This window comes from Streptomyces sp. NPDC007983 (assembly GCF_042958345.1).
Lineage (GTDB): Bacteria > Actinomycetota > Actinomycetes > Streptomycetales > Streptomycetaceae > Streptomyces.
In genome coordinates, this window is the sequence record NZ_JBIBJI010000034.1 from 41,138 (window position 1) to 55,973 (window position 14,836).

Annotated in this window: 10 protein-coding genes and 3 pseudogenes; 6 read left to right on the forward strand and 7 right to left on the reverse strand. The window is 67.9% G+C overall.

Annotated features, from left to right (window positions below):
- Positions 1–132: 132 nt before the first annotated feature.
- Complete coding sequence (locus ACFZCY_RS43230; RefSeq protein ID WP_391186914.1) at positions 133–2,586, reverse strand: RICIN domain-containing protein; 2,454 nt, start codon at positions 2,584–2,586, stop codon at positions 133–135.
- 239 nt (positions 2,587–2,825) lie between these two features.
- Positions 2,826–4,367 (reverse strand): arabinofuranosidase catalytic domain-containing protein, encoded by a 1,542-nt coding sequence (locus ACFZCY_RS43235; RefSeq protein ID WP_391186916.1) that lies wholly within the window; start codon positions 4,365–4,367, stop codon positions 2,826–2,828.
- Positions 4,368–5,191: 824 nt separating this feature from the next.
- Here ACFZCY_RS43235 and ACFZCY_RS43240 point away from each other — a divergent pair.
- Positions 5,192–6,235 carry a substrate-binding domain-containing protein gene (locus tag ACFZCY_RS43240; protein WP_391186919.1) on the forward strand — a complete coding sequence of 348 codons (1,044 nt, stop codon included), beginning with the start codon at positions 5,192–5,194 and terminating at the stop codon, positions 6,233–6,235.
- Here the strand turns inward: ACFZCY_RS43240 and ACFZCY_RS43245 are convergent.
- Positions 6,216–6,473, reverse strand: coding sequence for a hypothetical protein (locus ACFZCY_RS43245; RefSeq protein WP_391186922.1), 258 nt, complete (start codon positions 6,471–6,473; stop codon positions 6,216–6,218). The two genes, ACFZCY_RS43240 and ACFZCY_RS43245, sit on opposite strands and share 20 nt — an antisense overlap.
- A gap of 415 nt (positions 6,474–6,888) precedes the next feature.
- On the opposite strand from ACFZCY_RS43245, the gene ACFZCY_RS43250 reads away from it, so the two are divergent.
- Positions 6,889–7,854: a glycoside hydrolase family 6 protein gene (locus ACFZCY_RS43250; protein ID WP_391186924.1), complete on the forward strand. Its 966-nt coding sequence runs from the start codon at positions 6,889–6,891 to the stop codon at positions 7,852–7,854.
- 727 nt (positions 7,855–8,581) lie between these two features.
- Here ACFZCY_RS43250 and ACFZCY_RS43255 read toward each other — a convergent pair.
- Positions 8,582–8,674: pseudogene (locus ACFZCY_RS43255) on the reverse strand (ATP-binding protein); the annotation flags it as partial.
- Between the two features lie 152 nt (positions 8,675–8,826).
- Here ACFZCY_RS43255 and ACFZCY_RS43260 point away from each other — a divergent pair.
- The 3 genes from ACFZCY_RS43260 to ACFZCY_RS43270 all read left to right on the forward strand — a co-directional run bounded on the left by ACFZCY_RS43260 (position 8,827) and on the right by ACFZCY_RS43270 (position 11,073).
- Positions 8,827–9,357 carry a GNAT family N-acetyltransferase gene (locus ACFZCY_RS43260; RefSeq protein ID WP_391186927.1) on the forward strand — a complete coding sequence of 177 codons (531 nt, stop codon included), beginning with the start codon at positions 8,827–8,829 and terminating at the stop codon, positions 9,355–9,357.
- A gap of 27 nt (positions 9,358–9,384) precedes the next feature.
- Complete coding sequence (locus ACFZCY_RS43265; RefSeq protein WP_391186930.1) at positions 9,385–10,386, forward strand: transposase family protein; 1,002 nt, start codon at positions 9,385–9,387, stop codon at positions 10,384–10,386.
- Positions 10,387–10,797: 411 nt separating this feature from the next.
- A complete protein-coding gene (locus ACFZCY_RS43270; RefSeq protein WP_391186933.1) occupies positions 10,798–11,073 on the forward strand; it encodes a hypothetical protein in 276 nt (91 codons plus the stop codon).
- A gap of 631 nt (positions 11,074–11,704) precedes the next feature.
- On the opposite strand, the pseudogene ACFZCY_RS43275 reads toward ACFZCY_RS43270, so the two are convergent.
- Both ACFZCY_RS43275 and ACFZCY_RS43280 read right to left on the reverse strand, forming a co-directional pair.
- Positions 11,705–12,607: pseudogene (locus ACFZCY_RS43275) on the reverse strand (non-reducing end alpha-L-arabinofuranosidase family hydrolase); the annotation flags it as partial.
- A 326-nt stretch (positions 12,608–12,933) separates the two neighbouring features.
- Entirely contained in the window at positions 12,934–13,083 is a 150-nt protein-coding gene (locus tag ACFZCY_RS43280; protein ID WP_391186936.1) for a hypothetical protein, read from the reverse strand.
- 320 nt (positions 13,084–13,403) lie between these two features.
- Between ACFZCY_RS43280 and ACFZCY_RS43285 the strand changes: the two are divergent.
- Positions 13,404–14,269: pseudogene (locus ACFZCY_RS43285) on the forward strand (IS5 family transposase).
- A gap of 29 nt (positions 14,270–14,298) precedes the next feature.
- Here the strand turns inward: ACFZCY_RS43285 and ACFZCY_RS43290 are convergent.
- Entirely contained in the window at positions 14,299–14,646 is a 348-nt protein-coding gene (locus ACFZCY_RS43290) for a VOC family protein (protein WP_391186939.1), read from the reverse strand.
- Positions 14,647–14,836: the final 190 nt, after the last annotated feature.

Below are 14,836 nucleotides of genomic sequence, written 5' to 3' on the forward strand. Positions count from 1 at the left end.
TCACTGGTGCGGGACGGTGGATGTGGTGAACGAGCCGCCGGTCCGTGCGGGCCTGTCGGCACTGCCCGGCGTCGACACGGAATTCCTGCCTGGTTCGTGCCGGTCGGGAGCGAGGGCCCGGGCGCGGGCCGGTCAGCGGGGGGTGAAGTCCTGGTTGCTGCCGGCGGTGTTCTTGCAGGGCCATTGGTCGAGCTGCTGGCCGAGGCTGCTGCCGCCGCCGTGGATGTCAAGGCACAGACCGCTGTTCTTGTTCTGGAAGGCGTACGAGCCGTCGGGCTGTCGTACCGGCAGCCACAGACTGCCGGCCGCTCCGTCCGGAGGCTGCTGCACGATGTCGGGCGTACCGGCGGCCGTGGAGCCGCCCGACACCGTCACGACGTGTCCGGAATGCTGCGCCCGCAGTTGCCCATAGCCGCCTGAGGCCGGCACGAACTCGAACTGCTGGTTGCTCTGCCCGTTGCAGGTCCACTGGTCGATCGCGGCGCCCGCACCGGTGGAGTCGCCGTACACGTCCAGGCACAGACTGTTGCTGCCGATCACCAGCTGGTGGTAGCCGGTGGGGAAGCCGCCACCACCGCCACCCGAGGACTGGACGCCCGCCTGCTGGATGACCTGTTTGGCGCCCTGCGGCCAGTTGGTGCCGCTGACCAGGACGTTGCCGGTGAGGATGTTGTTGTGCGGAGGACCGGTGGCCACGTACGTGTTGCCGCCGTTGTACCAGTTGCCGGAGAAGGTGCTGTCGTCGGTGTGGTTGTTCCCGTTGGCATTGGTGAGCGCCCAGTTACCGGCGTCCTGCACCACGTTGCGGGACACTGTCAGGTACCGGGATCCCTCGTCGAGGTACAGCGCGGTGGTGTGGTTGTTGCCGTACATGTAGTTGCCGCTGATCACCGAGCCGGGGCTCGCGGACAGGCTGTAGATGCTGCCGCCGTCGAACATCGCCTTCTTGGTGTCGAAGACCAGGTTGTGGGAGACGGTGTTGTTCTTCAGCGTCGTGGGCGTGCTGTAGACGGGCTGATAGGCGTACGTTCCCCGGTTGACGTAGTCCTGGCTGCCGCCCGGGTCGTTGATGCCCCAGCCCCAGCCGATGTCGATCCCGTCGTAGGGAAGGTGGTCGCATTGGTTGTGGGTGATCGTGGCGTTCGTGACGTAGGTGGACAGGATGCCCGCGTTTTCCTTGTAGTCGGTGCCCACCCCGCTCACCCGGTTGTTGCTGACGGTGATGTCATGGTTGGTCATCTGCGGGTTGCCGGGGTGGTGCGCGTCCGGCTGAATCCCGCCGACCTGGATGCCACTGCCTGCGATGTCGGTGAACGTGTTGCCGGTGATGGTGATGTCGCCCGCGCCGAGTCCGGTGCCGGAGGCCGTGGCGGCACCGTCGTTGCCCACGCCCAGTCCGGCCTGCCCGAGTTCGGAGAAGGTGTTGCCGGAGAACGTGATGCCGGTGGCGGCGGAGACCTGTACGGCCGCTGGCATCTGCACCCAGTGGTTACGGGTGGCCTCGAACTGCGTACAGCCCGACTTGCAGGTGCTCAGCCAGTTGGCGGGCATCGCGTGGACGCCGGTGATGTGCGCGCCGCTCTGCTGGTCCGCGTAGCCGTCGGATCCGCTCGGGCCGAGCCAGGAGGTTCCCGTGAACCGGATGCCGGCGAATCCCAGGCCGGTCGCCGGTGAGCCGTAGCTGCCGCTGATGCCGAGCAGGCTCTGCAATTGGGGCAGTTCGACATCGAGGGTGTTGGGGTTCTGCCCCGGCTGGGCCCGGTAATACAGATCGCCGGTGGACGAGTCGAGGTACCACTGTCCGGCCTGCTTGAGGAACGCGTAGTTGTTCTCCACATACATGGTCCCGCCGGCGAACGGCGCGTTGATGGTGTCGTAGCCCCACGAGTTGTTGTTCCAGGCGGGCTGCTGCATGGTGATGGTTCGGCCGCTGATCGACTGAACCGGCGCGTAGCGGTCGGTGAAGGAGTTGACGCTCTCGACTTCCATGTGGCTCTTGTCCGAGAGACCGGCCAGGTAGTCGAGGGAGGGGTCGGTAACGGTCAGGCCGGTCTGGGTGAAGGTGAAGGCGGAGCGGGGCACCTGGATCGCCGCCCGCGGCGCCTCCTTGCCGTTCACGTACAACTGGCGCGTGTTCACGCCGGTGCCGATGTGGGCCGACCAGATGTTGCTCGACTGATCATGCACCTGCCAACTTCTTACCTGACGGGCGCCGGTCACGACCGGCTGCTGCCCGGACGCGGCCTGGTAGGTGATGGTGTGGCCGTTCTGGCCGCCGTCGCCGGAGCCGAAGGTCAGCGGCTTGGACAACCGGTAGGTCCCCCCGGCCAGGTAGACCACGACGTCCGCATCGGCCGAGAGCTGGTGCGCGGGCCGCTGCGCCTGGTCGATCGTCGCGAACGGCTGTCCGGCGGTGCCGTCCCCGCCGGGATCCGCACCCGGAGCCACGTACAGGGCGGCGGCCGGAGCGTGGCGCTCGGCCGGTACGGCGAACGTGGCCCCGGCCGTGGCCAGGCTCCCGGCCAGTAGGGCGAGCACAGCTACGGGGGCGGCCCAGAGGCCGCGGAGCGCTCTGGCTCCGGACATCGTCATCCTCCAGTGGTGGCGCGTGGGGACCGGTGGCGCCGGGGCGGTGTTGTGGCGTTGTTCGCCGTCGAAGCCGCCTGCGTGACGCGCCCCCTGCCGGGTCGGGGCGAGGGGGATCGGGCGATTCGGCCGGACGGTCGGAAGATCCGGGAGGTGCCGCCGGGCGCCGGGCACGCGGATGCCCGTATCCGGTGGCGAGTGGCCCGTTACGGTGGTGAGCCGGCCACGGGCCGGTCACGTCAGTCGAGATTCCATTGCTGGTTGGACCCACCGTTGCACGGCCAGAGTTCCGCCAGCGCGCCATTGGCGGTGGAAGCGCCGGTGACGTCGAGGCAGAGACCGGACTGGATGCCGGTGACGGTGCCGTCGGAGTTCACCTGCCACTGCTGGTTGGCACCGCCGTTGCACGGCCAGGTCACCACCTTGGTACCGGCGGACGTCTGGTTGTCGTACGCGTCCAGGCACATCTGGCTGCTGCCGCTGTAGACGGTCAGCTGGCCGGAGGGCGTGCGGGCCCAGGTCTGGTTGGCGCCGCCGCTGCAGTCCCAGATCTGTAGCTGGGTACCGGCCGTGGTGGACGAATTAGGCACGTCCAGGCACTTGCCCGCGCCCACCGCGTGCAGCGCGCCCGTGCTCGTCCCGCCGGAGGAGTTGCTGTATCCGGCAGCGGTGATGTTGGCCTGGACCGCGTTCTCGGTGGCGTCCGACGGGTAGCCTGAGGTCATCACGCCCTCGTAGAAGGTGCCTTGGGCGCCCTTGCTGTTGTCCCCGCCGGTGCCCAGGATGATGGCACCCTGCTTCCGCATCGGGTTGTAGCCCGGGACGCCTGGACGCGGCCCGTCGTAGAAGGTGGACAGGGCGCCGGACTGGGCGTTGCCCCCACGGATCGCCCAGTGGTTCGGGCCGCCCTTGATGATGGCGGTCGTGTACCGGTAGTTGATGGTCGGGTCGCCCGCGTTGTAGCGCGGGTTCACCCCGGAGAACAGGCCGTTCTCCAGATCGGCCATGATCCAGGGGCCGTTGCCCGAACCGTAGCCCCAGACCCTGATGTTGCCGAAGTAGATGGCCTCCATGGTGCCGTTGCCGTCGTCGTTGCTGTCCGTCTCGGCGTTGCCGTAGTCGAAGCAGCATCCGCCGTTGTAGTGCGTGCCGTCGAAGATCGCGTACATGCCCTCGGGGTTGTCCCCGGTCGCGATGCCGTTGGTGTGGTTGTTGCGGTACCCCGTGCCGGGCGCCACGAAAACGCCGTAGGCCTTGTGACCTCCCACCATGGTGGGCGCGGCGGTCGCGTTCGCGAGGTTGTCGGGGCCGCCCGCGGCACCGCCGCCGGGCGCCTGGGTGAGGTTGTTGCCGCGGCCGGACTGGTCATAGATGATCGTGATGAGACAGGTCGTCCCCGAGCAGAACGAGTCCTGGGCGGCGGCGTCGGCGTATCCGCCCGCGCTCAGGACGCCGATGTTCCGGGTGCTGTTGTCCGAGGCACGCCGGACCTGGTAGAGCGGCCCGTTGTACGAGGCGTACAACGCTCGGGTCGTGCTGTGCGCCGCCACGCAGGGTGTAGCGCCTGCCGCGTAGATGTCGCACGGCCCGGACGTGTCGGCACGGGCCGTACCCGCCGTGGCCGTGGCACCGGCCAGCGCGCCGGCGACGAGCACGGCTGCGGCCGCCACCCGGGCGAACACCGCCGCCCGGGAGCCGGGCGAGCGCGCCGACACAGGCACGTGTGCCCGGTCCGGCACGTTGTCCAGCCTGCCACGACGCCGTACCGCTGCGGTACGCATGAGTCCCATCTGATCCCCCTATCGTGCCGGCGCGACCCGATCGGGTCGTGTTGGTGGCGCTGACAATCCGGAAGCGCTTGAAGGTGCCGTGCAGCGAGATTGCAGAGGAGTTCCGGGGGGAGACGGTGCTCCCGGGTTCGCGGACTGTCAAGAGTGCGGAACCAACTGATACGAACCTTGTCGCGGAATCGATTCGACGGCTGATTCCTGCGGTTCGGGACCGATCGGCGCACTCGAACGGTTCCGGGGTGGCGGCAGGCGGTCAGCGACCGCGCCTCCCGTCGGACGGACGCGGCGGGCCGCGCGGGTCTGCCCGGCGGCCCGGCCCCGGATCACGGGGTGGCTGCCCAACATGCCGATGAGCAGGGACACAGCCGCCAACCTCATATGGCCAAGAGCCGGTTCGCAGAGCACTGGCCGAAGCGGTGGGGCTTCGGACCTCGTGTCGGTGTCGCCTTCGCCTCGCAGCACGGGACCGACCCCGCACTCCGCTGGTCTAGCATCCCGGCGACGCACTTGCGCGGAATCGATTCGCTCTACGTCCATGCGGGGCAACGGGCGGGACGGCCAGGCCGGATGCCGGGTCGGGCTGGTCTTCCGGGTGTCCGTCCGGGGGCAGGATCCGTGGCGGTGCCCGCCGCCGGGTCCGCGACCAGCCGGAGGAAGAGGACTGTGGCGCAGGCCGTGCCAGGAGCTCGGTGAAACCGTTCCGGCTCCTTCCCACCGGACAACCGAAGGTTTCCGAACACACCGTTCCCTGCCCCGATGGCGAACGGATCCGCGCGAGTATCCTTGCGACCCGCGAGTAAGTTCTGGGGAGTTGCATGAACATCGGGGAGATCGCTCGGCGGGCCGGCGTGTCACGCAGCACGGTGTCGTACGCCCTCAGCGGCAAACGCCCCGTCGCCACCAGCACTCGCAGGCGTATCCAAGACGTGATCAATGAATTGGGCTATCGCCCCAACGCGACTGCGAGGGCCCTCAAGGAGGGCCGGACCCGGACCATCGGTCTCGTCATTCCACCGGCCGGAAACAGGCTCACCCACATGCAGCTGGACTTCGTCGCCAGTGTGGTCGACGCCGCCGCCCGGGTCGACCTGGATGTGCTGCTGTCCCCTTCCGGCGGGGATAACGACCGTTCCTTCGAGCGGTTGGTCTCGGAGAGCCGCGTGGACGGCGTCATTCTGATGGAGATCCGCCTGGAGGACCCTCGTGTGGGGCGCCTGCAGGATGCCGGGCTGCCCTTCGTCGGCATCGGGCACACGGCCGGCGACCACCAGATGTCCTGGATCGACGTCGATTACGCCGGCCTGGTCCAGCACAGCGTGCGGCACCTCGCCGATCTCGGACACCGCCGGGTGGCCCTGGTCACTCGTTCCCCGGAACTCATCGCGGCCGGCTACGGCCCCGCGCACAGGGCCAGAGAGGGTTTCGAGGCGGCCGTGGCGGAACGCGGCCTCGACGGTGTCGAAGTGCCGTGCGGGGATGACAGCCGCTCCGGTCAGGAAGGCGCCGAGGCACTCCTGCGCAGCCATCCGGATGTCACCGCCGTCACCACCATCAACGAGGCCGCCCTGCCCGGCATCCAGCGCGCACTGGCGGACGCCGGACTCAAGGTGCCGTACGACTTCTCCATCACCGGAGTGGCGGCCAAGGCGTGGGCCGAAGACTTCCGCCCGCCGCTCACGGCAGCGGACGTACCGGCCCTGGAAATGGGCGAGAAGGCCGTTTCCCTGCTGGTCGAACGCATCGCAGCGCCGGAAACGCCGCCTCGGCACATCCTGTTGGCTCCCCCGATCTCGTTGCGTTCCAGCACAGCCGCCGTACCCACCGGCGGGCCGGCACGGTTCAACCGCGCGGCGCGCTGAGCGGGCGGTTCGGCGATCGCGGCCGGCACATGTCCGGCGTCTGGCCCCTGGAGGTCGAGCCGAGGACCAACCCGGCCTCGGTGTCCAGACGCCCGCAGATCGTGGCGATGGGTTTGGCGCGGCTGATGTGCGGGGCGTTGCTGAGGACGCGGAACACCACCGAGCGGGAGACGCCGACGCGTTCGGCCACCTCGTCGGCGTCGGCTGCCGGCGTGGCGCGTCCCCTGCCATCAACCATGAGCTCTTCCCTCTCGGCCGCGCGGAAAGCGTCTCATCTCCGACCCGGTTCCACTGCCACCCGCCCCGGTGAGCGCCGCAGAGCAGGTGCGGGCCCCAGGGCCTGGAACTGTAAGCACGTTCAGTCCCAGAACTGCAGCAGTCTTGTCGCCTCGTGTGAAGTGCACTTCGTGCAGCGGCCCTTGACAGCTTCGCCAAGGCGCAACACGATACCGGCCACACCCCAAACGGTTCTGAATGGCTTTGGGAGCACCCTCGAATGGGAGCGCTCCCAAAGCCAGCCTCCGGCTCTTCGGGGGTGCGCCCTGCCGGAGCCCGCCGGCCCAGGGGCGTCGTACCGCAGCACTTCCTCAGCGCGTTGCACGCTCGGGGCCGGAACGTGAGACGCATCCCTGCCAGGAAACCGAGGTACAGTCATGCGCCGCAGACTCCGCACCCTCATGGCAGCGTTCTTCGCTCTGCCGCTGTCGCTCGCCGTCGCACCGTCCGCCCACGCGGCCGACCCGACCACCATGACCAACGGGTTCTACGTGGACCCCGACTCCAGCGCGAAGAGGTGGGTGGCCGCCAACCCCCGCGACGGCCGGGCGTCCGCGATCAACGCCTCCATCGCCAACACTCCGATGGCCCGCTGGTTCGGCTCTTGGAGCGGCACCATCGGCACCGCCACGGGTGCGTACGCGGGCGCGGCGGACAGTCAGGACAGGCTGCCCCTCCTCGTCGCGTACAACATCTACAACCGCGACTACTGCGGCGGGCACTCCGCGGGCGGGGCCGCTTCTCCGTCCGCCTATGCGAGCTGGATCGCCCAGTTCGCCGGCGGTATCGCCAACCGCCCGGCCATCGTCCTCCTCGAACCGGACTCCCTAGGGGACTACGGCTGCATGACCCAGGCTCAGATCGATGAACGCGAAGGCATGATCACCGGAGCCCTCGCGCAGTTCAACCGCCAGGCACCTAACACCTGGGTCTATCTGGACGCCGGCAACCCGGGCTGGGCGGACGCGGCGACCATGGCCCAGCGCCTCCACGAAGCCGGCCTCCGACAGGCCCACGGCTTCTCGCTCAACATCTCCAACTACTACACCACGGCCGAGAACATCGCCTACGGCAATGCCGTCAACAACCAACTCAACGCCCGCTACGGCTACACCAAGCCGTTCGTCGTGGACACCAGCCGCAACGGCAACGGCTCCAACGGCCAGTGGTGCAACCCCTCAGGCCGCCGCATCGGCACTCCCACCCAGAAGGGCGGAGGCGCCGAGATGCTTCTGTGGATCAAGACCCCGGGCGAGTCAGACGGAAACTGCGGTGTCGGCGCCGGCTCCTCGGCCGGGCAGTTCCTCCCCGAGGCCGCTTACAAGATGATCTACGGCTACTGATCCCGGATCGCCGCCATCGTGGTGCTCACCGCCTGCGCCGCCCTCACCGCGACGCAGGCGCAGGCGCAGGCGCAGGCGCAGGCCACAAGGCTCTCGTCGACTTCAGGAAGGGCGACATCGAGGACGCCACGAACATGGCCGGACTCGCACGTTGGCCGCAGGCCCAATGGTTCACCGAGGGCATCGCCCGACGAGGTGTGCGTCAAGGCGGACAGGCTCGCCCGCGGCTCCAACGATTTCGCCCCAGCACGGCCGTCTCCCCCGCGGACCGCACCACCTCGTGGTGGACCGACACCTGGTTCGACCAGACGTGGGGTGGGCCTCGCCAGGCATCGGGCGTAGAGCGAACCTCTGGGTGGCGATGGTCCGCCACTCCCTGCCCACCACTACGAACCCTCCCGATCACCACCCGGCGCTTGGGAGGTCACCCGCAGATGTGCGGGCAGCACACTTCAGGAGGTGGTACCGGCTGCCGTCGTTGCGTCAGCCGCGCCCGGTGGCTGTGCCACATCGCGAAGCGTGCGGCGGCTACGAGCACGGAGACGATCTCGCGCACGCGCTCACCAGCGGCTTCGCCGCGCTCGGCCACTCCGCAACTGGCTGCACGGACCCCGACCGCCTCCCGCCCAGGGGAGCACACACGGTGACATACACCGGTCGCCCTGCGGGTGATACGGGCCCACTCCATGAAGACGCCCACCGATATCGCGGAGAGACGCCCGTGCGGCGCGACCGCAAAGGCGATCGTGATGTGGGTCTTGCCGACGCCGGGCGGCCCCAGCAGGGCAGTATTGGCCTTCGTTTCGACTAACGGCTCGGTCCACGATTGATGGTGGGTGTAGCTCCGTCTCGGAGACAGCTGTTCTGAGGTGTTGCGACGAACGTTGACCAGCCCCGGGGTGTTGTAAATGGGCGGTGCCCGGTCGGGATATTCGCTGGTCGCCACTTGTTGATGGTGGTCATACTGCCGCGATGGATCCAGTGACGCTTGAGACCGACCGTCTGGTGCTGCGGGCCTTCACACCTGCCGACGTGGATGCGGTGTACGAAGCCTGCCAGGACGAGGACATCCAGTTCTACACTCCGGTGCCGGTGCCGTACCGGCGTCCGGACGCGGAGAAGCTCGTCGGCGAGAAGCTGCCCGCTCAGTGGGCGGAGGACAGGGACTACACCCTCGGCGCGTTCCGCAAGGACACCGGCGCCCTGGTCGGCTCGTACTGCCTGACCCTCGTCAGCCGGGGCGTCTGGGAGCTCGGTTACTGGGCGGTCAAGGAACAGCGCGGACGCGGGTACTCGATGGAGGCCGCTCGGGCCCTGTGCGACTGGGGCTGGGCCACCCTCGACGTCCACCGCATCGAGTGGTGGGCCATGGCCGGGAACACCGGCTCGCGTGCCGTCGCCGAGAAACTCGGCTTCACCGTCGAAGGGACACTGCGCAATCGGGGCATCGCCAACGATGGCAAGCCGCACGACTGGTGGGTGGGCGGATTGCTGAGGCCCTGATGCTCGCCCGGTGCGAGTCGGAGCTTCGTGAGCGGCGTGGCACCGAGCGGCAGCGGGAGGCCGGTGCCGGCCCGAAGAACGATCTGGCCACCGACCGCCTACTCGTCATCCCTGGTCCACCTACGCACCGGACTCCCGCACGCCGCGCTGTACGGCATCGCCCGCTCCACGATCTCCCGCGCCATCGGGGAGATCCGCCCGTTGCCGGCCATGCGTGGCTTCGCAGTCCCCGACCACCCCGGCGCGCGACTTCGGATTTTGGCGGACGTGTTCGCCTACACCGAGGCCGCGGGAATCCGGTTGCGGATCGATGGCGCCGAGAATCAGGTTCGCCGCCCGAAGGCAGGCAGGCCCGGACGGCGGGCCCTCGTCTCCGGCAAGAAGAAGCAGAACACCATCAAGACCACCACCATCAGCGACGGCCAGGGCCGTCTGCTGTGGTCGGGTGCGGACCGCCCTGACCGTATACACGACCAGACCGTGATGCGCACCGAGGGTATCGCCGAGCAGTGCCGGCTCCATCCGAAGGTGACGGCCGAGGTCGACGAGGGCTACCGGGGGCTGGCCAACGTGTCCCCTGACCAGATCAGCGCCCCTCCGAAGAAGCCGAAGGGCGACGTGCCGCTCGGCGAGCAGTATGCCTGGCAGGAGATGCGCCGACGGCAGTCCTCGGAGCGGATCTGCGTCGAGCATGCCAACGCCGCATACGCCGCATTGCGGCAGTGGTGCCCGCTCCAGCGCTACACGGGCCCACGCGAGGACTACGCCGCAACCCACCAGGCGATCGCTTTCGCCGGGCGGGAATCAGGTGGTCCTGAGTTTCTGGGCAACGGGAAACCCAGGGCCGCACCTGCGATCGACCGCCTTGCGCCACCGCCACGGCCGCACAGAGTTGAAGCCGGCGCATCGCGGGCGCTGCCGTGCCCGGTCAGGGTGCTCATCGACCAACTTGTGGCCGGGTATACGGCCTCGAGTAGGCGGCGAGCCCGCTCGCACCGGCAACACAGCCCGCCTGATTCCGGCCGGTAGCCGTCAGAGGCCCGCCGAAGCAGGCGGCCGAGATCGTGTCACAGCTGGAGGCTGGGCGGTTGCCGGGGCGCGCACCTGGCTATTTTGTTAGCGTCGCCCCCGCACGGGGTCCGAGCAGCGCTTCGAGGGCGGCTGGTTCAAGAGTGTCCGCGCGGTCGCGAGCGATCTGCTGCGCATCGCCGACACCACCGCCGCTCAGCGCGGGCGCACAGCCTCCAGCGCCTTGCTGCTCGCCCATCCTCGGCAACCCGACATCCCCGCCCTCAAGCCTCCGGCGCAAGAACCTGTGCCGACGCAGGACGCGAAGGGAGTCCTGGCTTGACCGTCTGTGGGGCAGAGGTAGCGTGAAATGAGGGGTGCGAAGGTTCATCGCGTGGAATGTCCATCACTGACCGATGAACGGATCGAGCCATGACCAGCACGAAAAAGGCAGGCACCAGCGTCGGCCCGCGGGCCGCGGTGGAAAGTGTGCGCTCACGCCGTTCGGTGACCCTCGACGTGGCCGGCCACCGGGTGGAACTGCCGCCGAAAGAACAGCTCATCTTCCTGGGGGGCCTCGGCACCCTCGCCGCCCTCGGCGCCATTGAGTGGCCGGTCGCCCTGGTCATCGCGGTCGGCCACGAGCTGTCCCACAGCCAGCACAACGAAGCGCTGCGCGAGGTCGGAGAAGCCCTGGAAGCGGCCTGACGTACCGCCCCGCTCAGAGCGTGGCGCGCACGGCCGTGGCACGAGCGGACGTGACGTGTCCATGCCTGATGGATAGGTCGCGCACAAGCCGCAGGAGCCACTGCCCGAGTTGCAGCACGATGAATGCGGCGGGAAGGTGGGAGAAGAGTGACGAGTACCCACTTGGCTTGTCGTTTATCTGACGGGTCAAAGGTGCCTCGAACTGGTCGCTCACCTGGGCATTCGCCGGACGCGCGGTAGCCTCGCCTGATCATGCGCTCCGGCGGTCGCTTCTTGGCTTCGCCTGGTTCTGAGCCACGACTCACCTGGCGACGAGCCCAGTGGCCAGTGTCGCATTCCCGGCCACGATGCGATCGCGCAGTCGCAGCAGGGAGAGACGACGCGTCGAGGAGGGCGACGGCGGGGCGACACGGACCGGCGACCCGGATGAAACCTACGGAATGCACAGCCCATCACAGCCGGTAAGCGGTATCCCTCGGTGGCGTGAAAGCTCAAAGGGGAGAGGAACCCCAGCCGACGCACGGCTGGGGTTCTTCGATGTGGTGAGTACCGGTCAGGAGGTGGAAGCTGCCCATGCCGTGAACCGCTCGTCTACGCCCCGGTCGACCGCACCACATCGCGATCAGACAATTCAGCGCTGAAGGGTGAGGACACCCGGTCGCCAGGGCAGTTGGTCGTAGGGGCCGCCCGCGGAGGGGGACTTGCCCTGGTAGAGGAATTGCAGGTTGCAGGGGTCGACGGTCATGGTCTGGTCGGGGTTGTTGCGAACCAGGTCACCATGGCTGATGTCGTTGGTCCAGGTGGCACCGCTGTTGGCCTTGCCCGCGAAGGGGTTGCGTTCGCTGCTGGCCTGCGGGGTCCACGAACCGCTCAGGCTGGAGGCCGTGAACGAGCGGAAGTAGCGCCCATTCGCACCCATCGCCTCAACGATCATGAGGTACTGGTTCTGGCCCTGAACCTTGTAGACCTGCACCCCCTCGAACAGGTTGTTCGTCGTGTCGCTCATGACCGTGGTGTACGACGAGCCGAAGTTGCCCGGGAAGTTCCCGATCGGCATGCTCGCTCGGTAGATCTTGCCGTTGTCACCGGCGAAGAACAGGTACATGTTCTGGCCGTCACCGATCAGGGTCTGGTCGATCGGGCCGGTACCGGAGCTGGAGATGCTACCGGTGAACAGCGGCTGCGGCGTGGACCAGCCGTTGGGGTTGGTGGGGTCGCTCGACGTGCGGTAGATGAAGGGCCACGCACCCCACTGGTACGCCAGCACCCAGATGTTCTTAGGTGCGAAGTAGAACAGCGTGGGCGCCACCGCGGCCTGGCCCATCCCGGTCTGGCCGGCCGACGCCATGTCCGACCAGTTCGTGAAGGGACTGAACCTCATCGAGCCGTAAGACGATCCCGACACGTTCGACGCGTAGACCAGGTGCTTGCCGTTGTACACCACGTTGGTGAAGTCCTTCAGCGAGACCCACCCGTTCGCCGGCTGCGCCAACACACCCGTCGACGTCCACCGGTACGTCGACGGAAGAGAACACGCGCTGGTGGCCGCCTGAGCCGGGTTGGCGGCGGGCGTCGCCGCCAACGAGACCAGGGTCGCAACCGCGGCGGCGAGCGTCACCGACAGACGTTTGCGGCTGAAACTTCCTCTGCGCATGAGGACCTCGTGATTCTTGAGTAAGCGGTTCCGGTTGGCCCGTCGGAGGCTGTCCGGACTGTCGATGCGGTGCGGTTCCTAGCGGTTCGTGGGCAGCAGGCCGCCCCCTTGCGGCTGCCCGGTCCTGCAAGACGTTCCGACACACCGGTGGCGCCCGGTGCCTTCGGGCCGCATCGAAACGCACCGGCCCGCGTGGCCCGGAGGAGTCAGGCAGGGCGCCAGTCCGGCCCGGTCGCATCCCGCATCGCGGAGTGGTCGCGCTGGACCGTGGCGGTGGATGCGGGTCCCTGGACGTGGCCGGTGGCGAACAGCAGCGCGCGGCGACGGGAGAGCTGAGGTGACCATGACATATGCATGCCGACATGCTCCTTGTGACTCGGCCGTTTCGGTACGCGTGACCCGGAGTGCCTTGCTGTGCGAGCGGAGCAGCTCTTGTGCATTCGTGATATCGAACAAGGGTCGAAGTGTCGAGCAACCTGGATGGTAGGGCACCGGCGAGCGACGTCAACACCTCTCGCAAGATTCGTGAGCAAGGCGGAAATATCTCGCAGGGCTTCAGGGATGAAACGCCGCAATCAAGCCGATCGAATGGCTGGGCTTGCGGGATGAACAGCCGCTGGTAGCTTGCCCAGGGCGTGTGTCGAAAGTGGATCTTGGACTGAGGTGATCTTGATTCGTGACACGTGGAGATCTGACGGAGGCGCAGTGGGCGGTGCTGGAACCCCTGCTGCCGAAGGGCAAGAAGCCGGGACGGCCGCCGACATGGACGCGCCGGCAGCTGATCGACGGCATACGGTTCCGAGTCCGCACCGGCGTCCCCTGGCGGGGCGTGCCCGAGGAGTACGGTTCGTGGGGCCGGGTGTACGACCTGTTCCGCGGCTGGCAGCGGGACGGCACCTGGCACCGGATCGTCACCGAACTGCAGGCCCAGGCCGACGCGAAGGACTTGATCACCTGGGATATCAACGTCGACTCCACCGTCGTGCGCGCCCACCAGCACGCCGCCGGGGCGCGGAAAAAGGGGGAGCTGCAGAAGGAGCCGCCCGGCGGCGTCACTGCCGAACCTGCCGACCACGGACTCGGACGCTCGCGCGGTGGCCTGACCACCAAGCTGCACCTGGCCGTCGAGCCCCATGTCGATCGTGCTCACGGCCGGGCAGCGCGGTGACTCTCCGCAGTTCGAGGTTGTGCTGGGCCGCATCCGGGTCCCCCGGCTGGGGCCGGGTAGGCCGCACATCCGGCCCAGGGCGGGTACGCGCCGACAAGGCATACGCCTCCCGCAAGAACCGCGATTACCTGCGTCGGCGCGGTATCTGCTGCACCATCCCCGACAAGGCCGACCAGGCGCGCAACCGCAAGAAGCGCGGCTCCCGCGGAGGCCAGCCGCCGAAGTTCGACAAGGCCGACTACCGCGAGCGGCACGCGGTCGAGTGCGGCATCAACCGCCTCAAAAGGCACCGCGCCGTGGCGACTCGCTATGACAAGCTCGCCGTCCGCTACGAGGCGACCGTGCTGGTCGCGGCCATTAACGAGTGGCTGTAACCGGCACCGTCCCCGTGGCACGGGAAGCGTCAGCGGTGGCTCAGAACGTTGACCACGCGGCCGTTGGGGTCACGGACGAAGAACCGCCGCACTCCCCATTCCTCGTCCTGCAGGGGGTGAACGATCTCCGCCCCGCTGTCCCGCATGACCACGTAAGCCGCCTCCACGTCGTCGACTTCTACGCTCATATCGGGGGTGACTGGGGCGGTTTTGTCGCTGGTCATGACGCTGACCTGCGCCGCCGGATTGGACGGCGAGGCAAGCGTCGTGATCCAGCCGAGATTCATGACTTCCTCAAAGCCCAGCAGGCCATAGAACTCCCGACTCTCCTGCGCAGCCTCCGACTGGATGATGGGCATAACACGACGAACGGCCATCGACGACTCCGGATGAGAACAGACACGGATCCATGACTCTCCAGGAGTACTACGGCCCGTCCGTCATCGCACACACTTTCGACAAACGCCCTACTGTAGTACTCCAGCAGCGTTTCGCTATCTGGCTTGGTCAGAGGCATCGTCGGGAGTGTAGTTGGCTGCTGGCATGTCAGGGGCGGTCTTGCCGGAC

Excerpts from the sequence above, each read along its gene's own strand:
- ACFZCY_RS43230 (WP_391186914.1), bottom strand. The coding sequence starts at position 2,586 with ATGTCCGGAGCCAGAGCGCTCCGCGGCCTCTGGGCCGCCCCCGTAGCT.
- ACFZCY_RS43235 (WP_391186916.1), bottom strand. The coding sequence starts at position 4,367 with ATGCGTACCGCAGCGGTACGGCGTCGTGGCAGGCTGGACAACGTGCCG.
- ACFZCY_RS43240 (WP_391186919.1), top strand. The coding sequence starts at position 5,192 with ATGAACATCGGGGAGATCGCTCGGCGGGCCGGCGTGTCACGCAGCACG.
- ACFZCY_RS43245 (WP_391186922.1), bottom strand. The coding sequence starts at position 6,473 with ATGGTTGATGGCAGGGGACGCGCCACGCCGGCAGCCGACGCCGACGAG.
- ACFZCY_RS43250 (WP_391186924.1), top strand. The coding sequence starts at position 6,889 with ATGCGCCGCAGACTCCGCACCCTCATGGCAGCGTTCTTCGCTCTGCCG.
- ACFZCY_RS43260 (WP_391186927.1), top strand. The coding sequence starts at position 8,827 with ATGGATCCAGTGACGCTTGAGACCGACCGTCTGGTGCTGCGGGCCTTC.
- ACFZCY_RS43270 (WP_391186933.1), top strand. The coding sequence starts at position 10,798 with ATGACCAGCACGAAAAAGGCAGGCACCAGCGTCGGCCCGCGGGCCGCG.
- ACFZCY_RS43280 (WP_391186936.1), bottom strand. The coding sequence starts at position 13,083 with ATGCATATGTCATGGTCACCTCAGCTCTCCCGTCGCCGCGCGCTGCTG.
- ACFZCY_RS43290 (WP_391186939.1), bottom strand. The coding sequence starts at position 14,646 with ATGGCCGTTCGTCGTGTTATGCCCATCATCCAGTCGGAGGCTGCGCAG.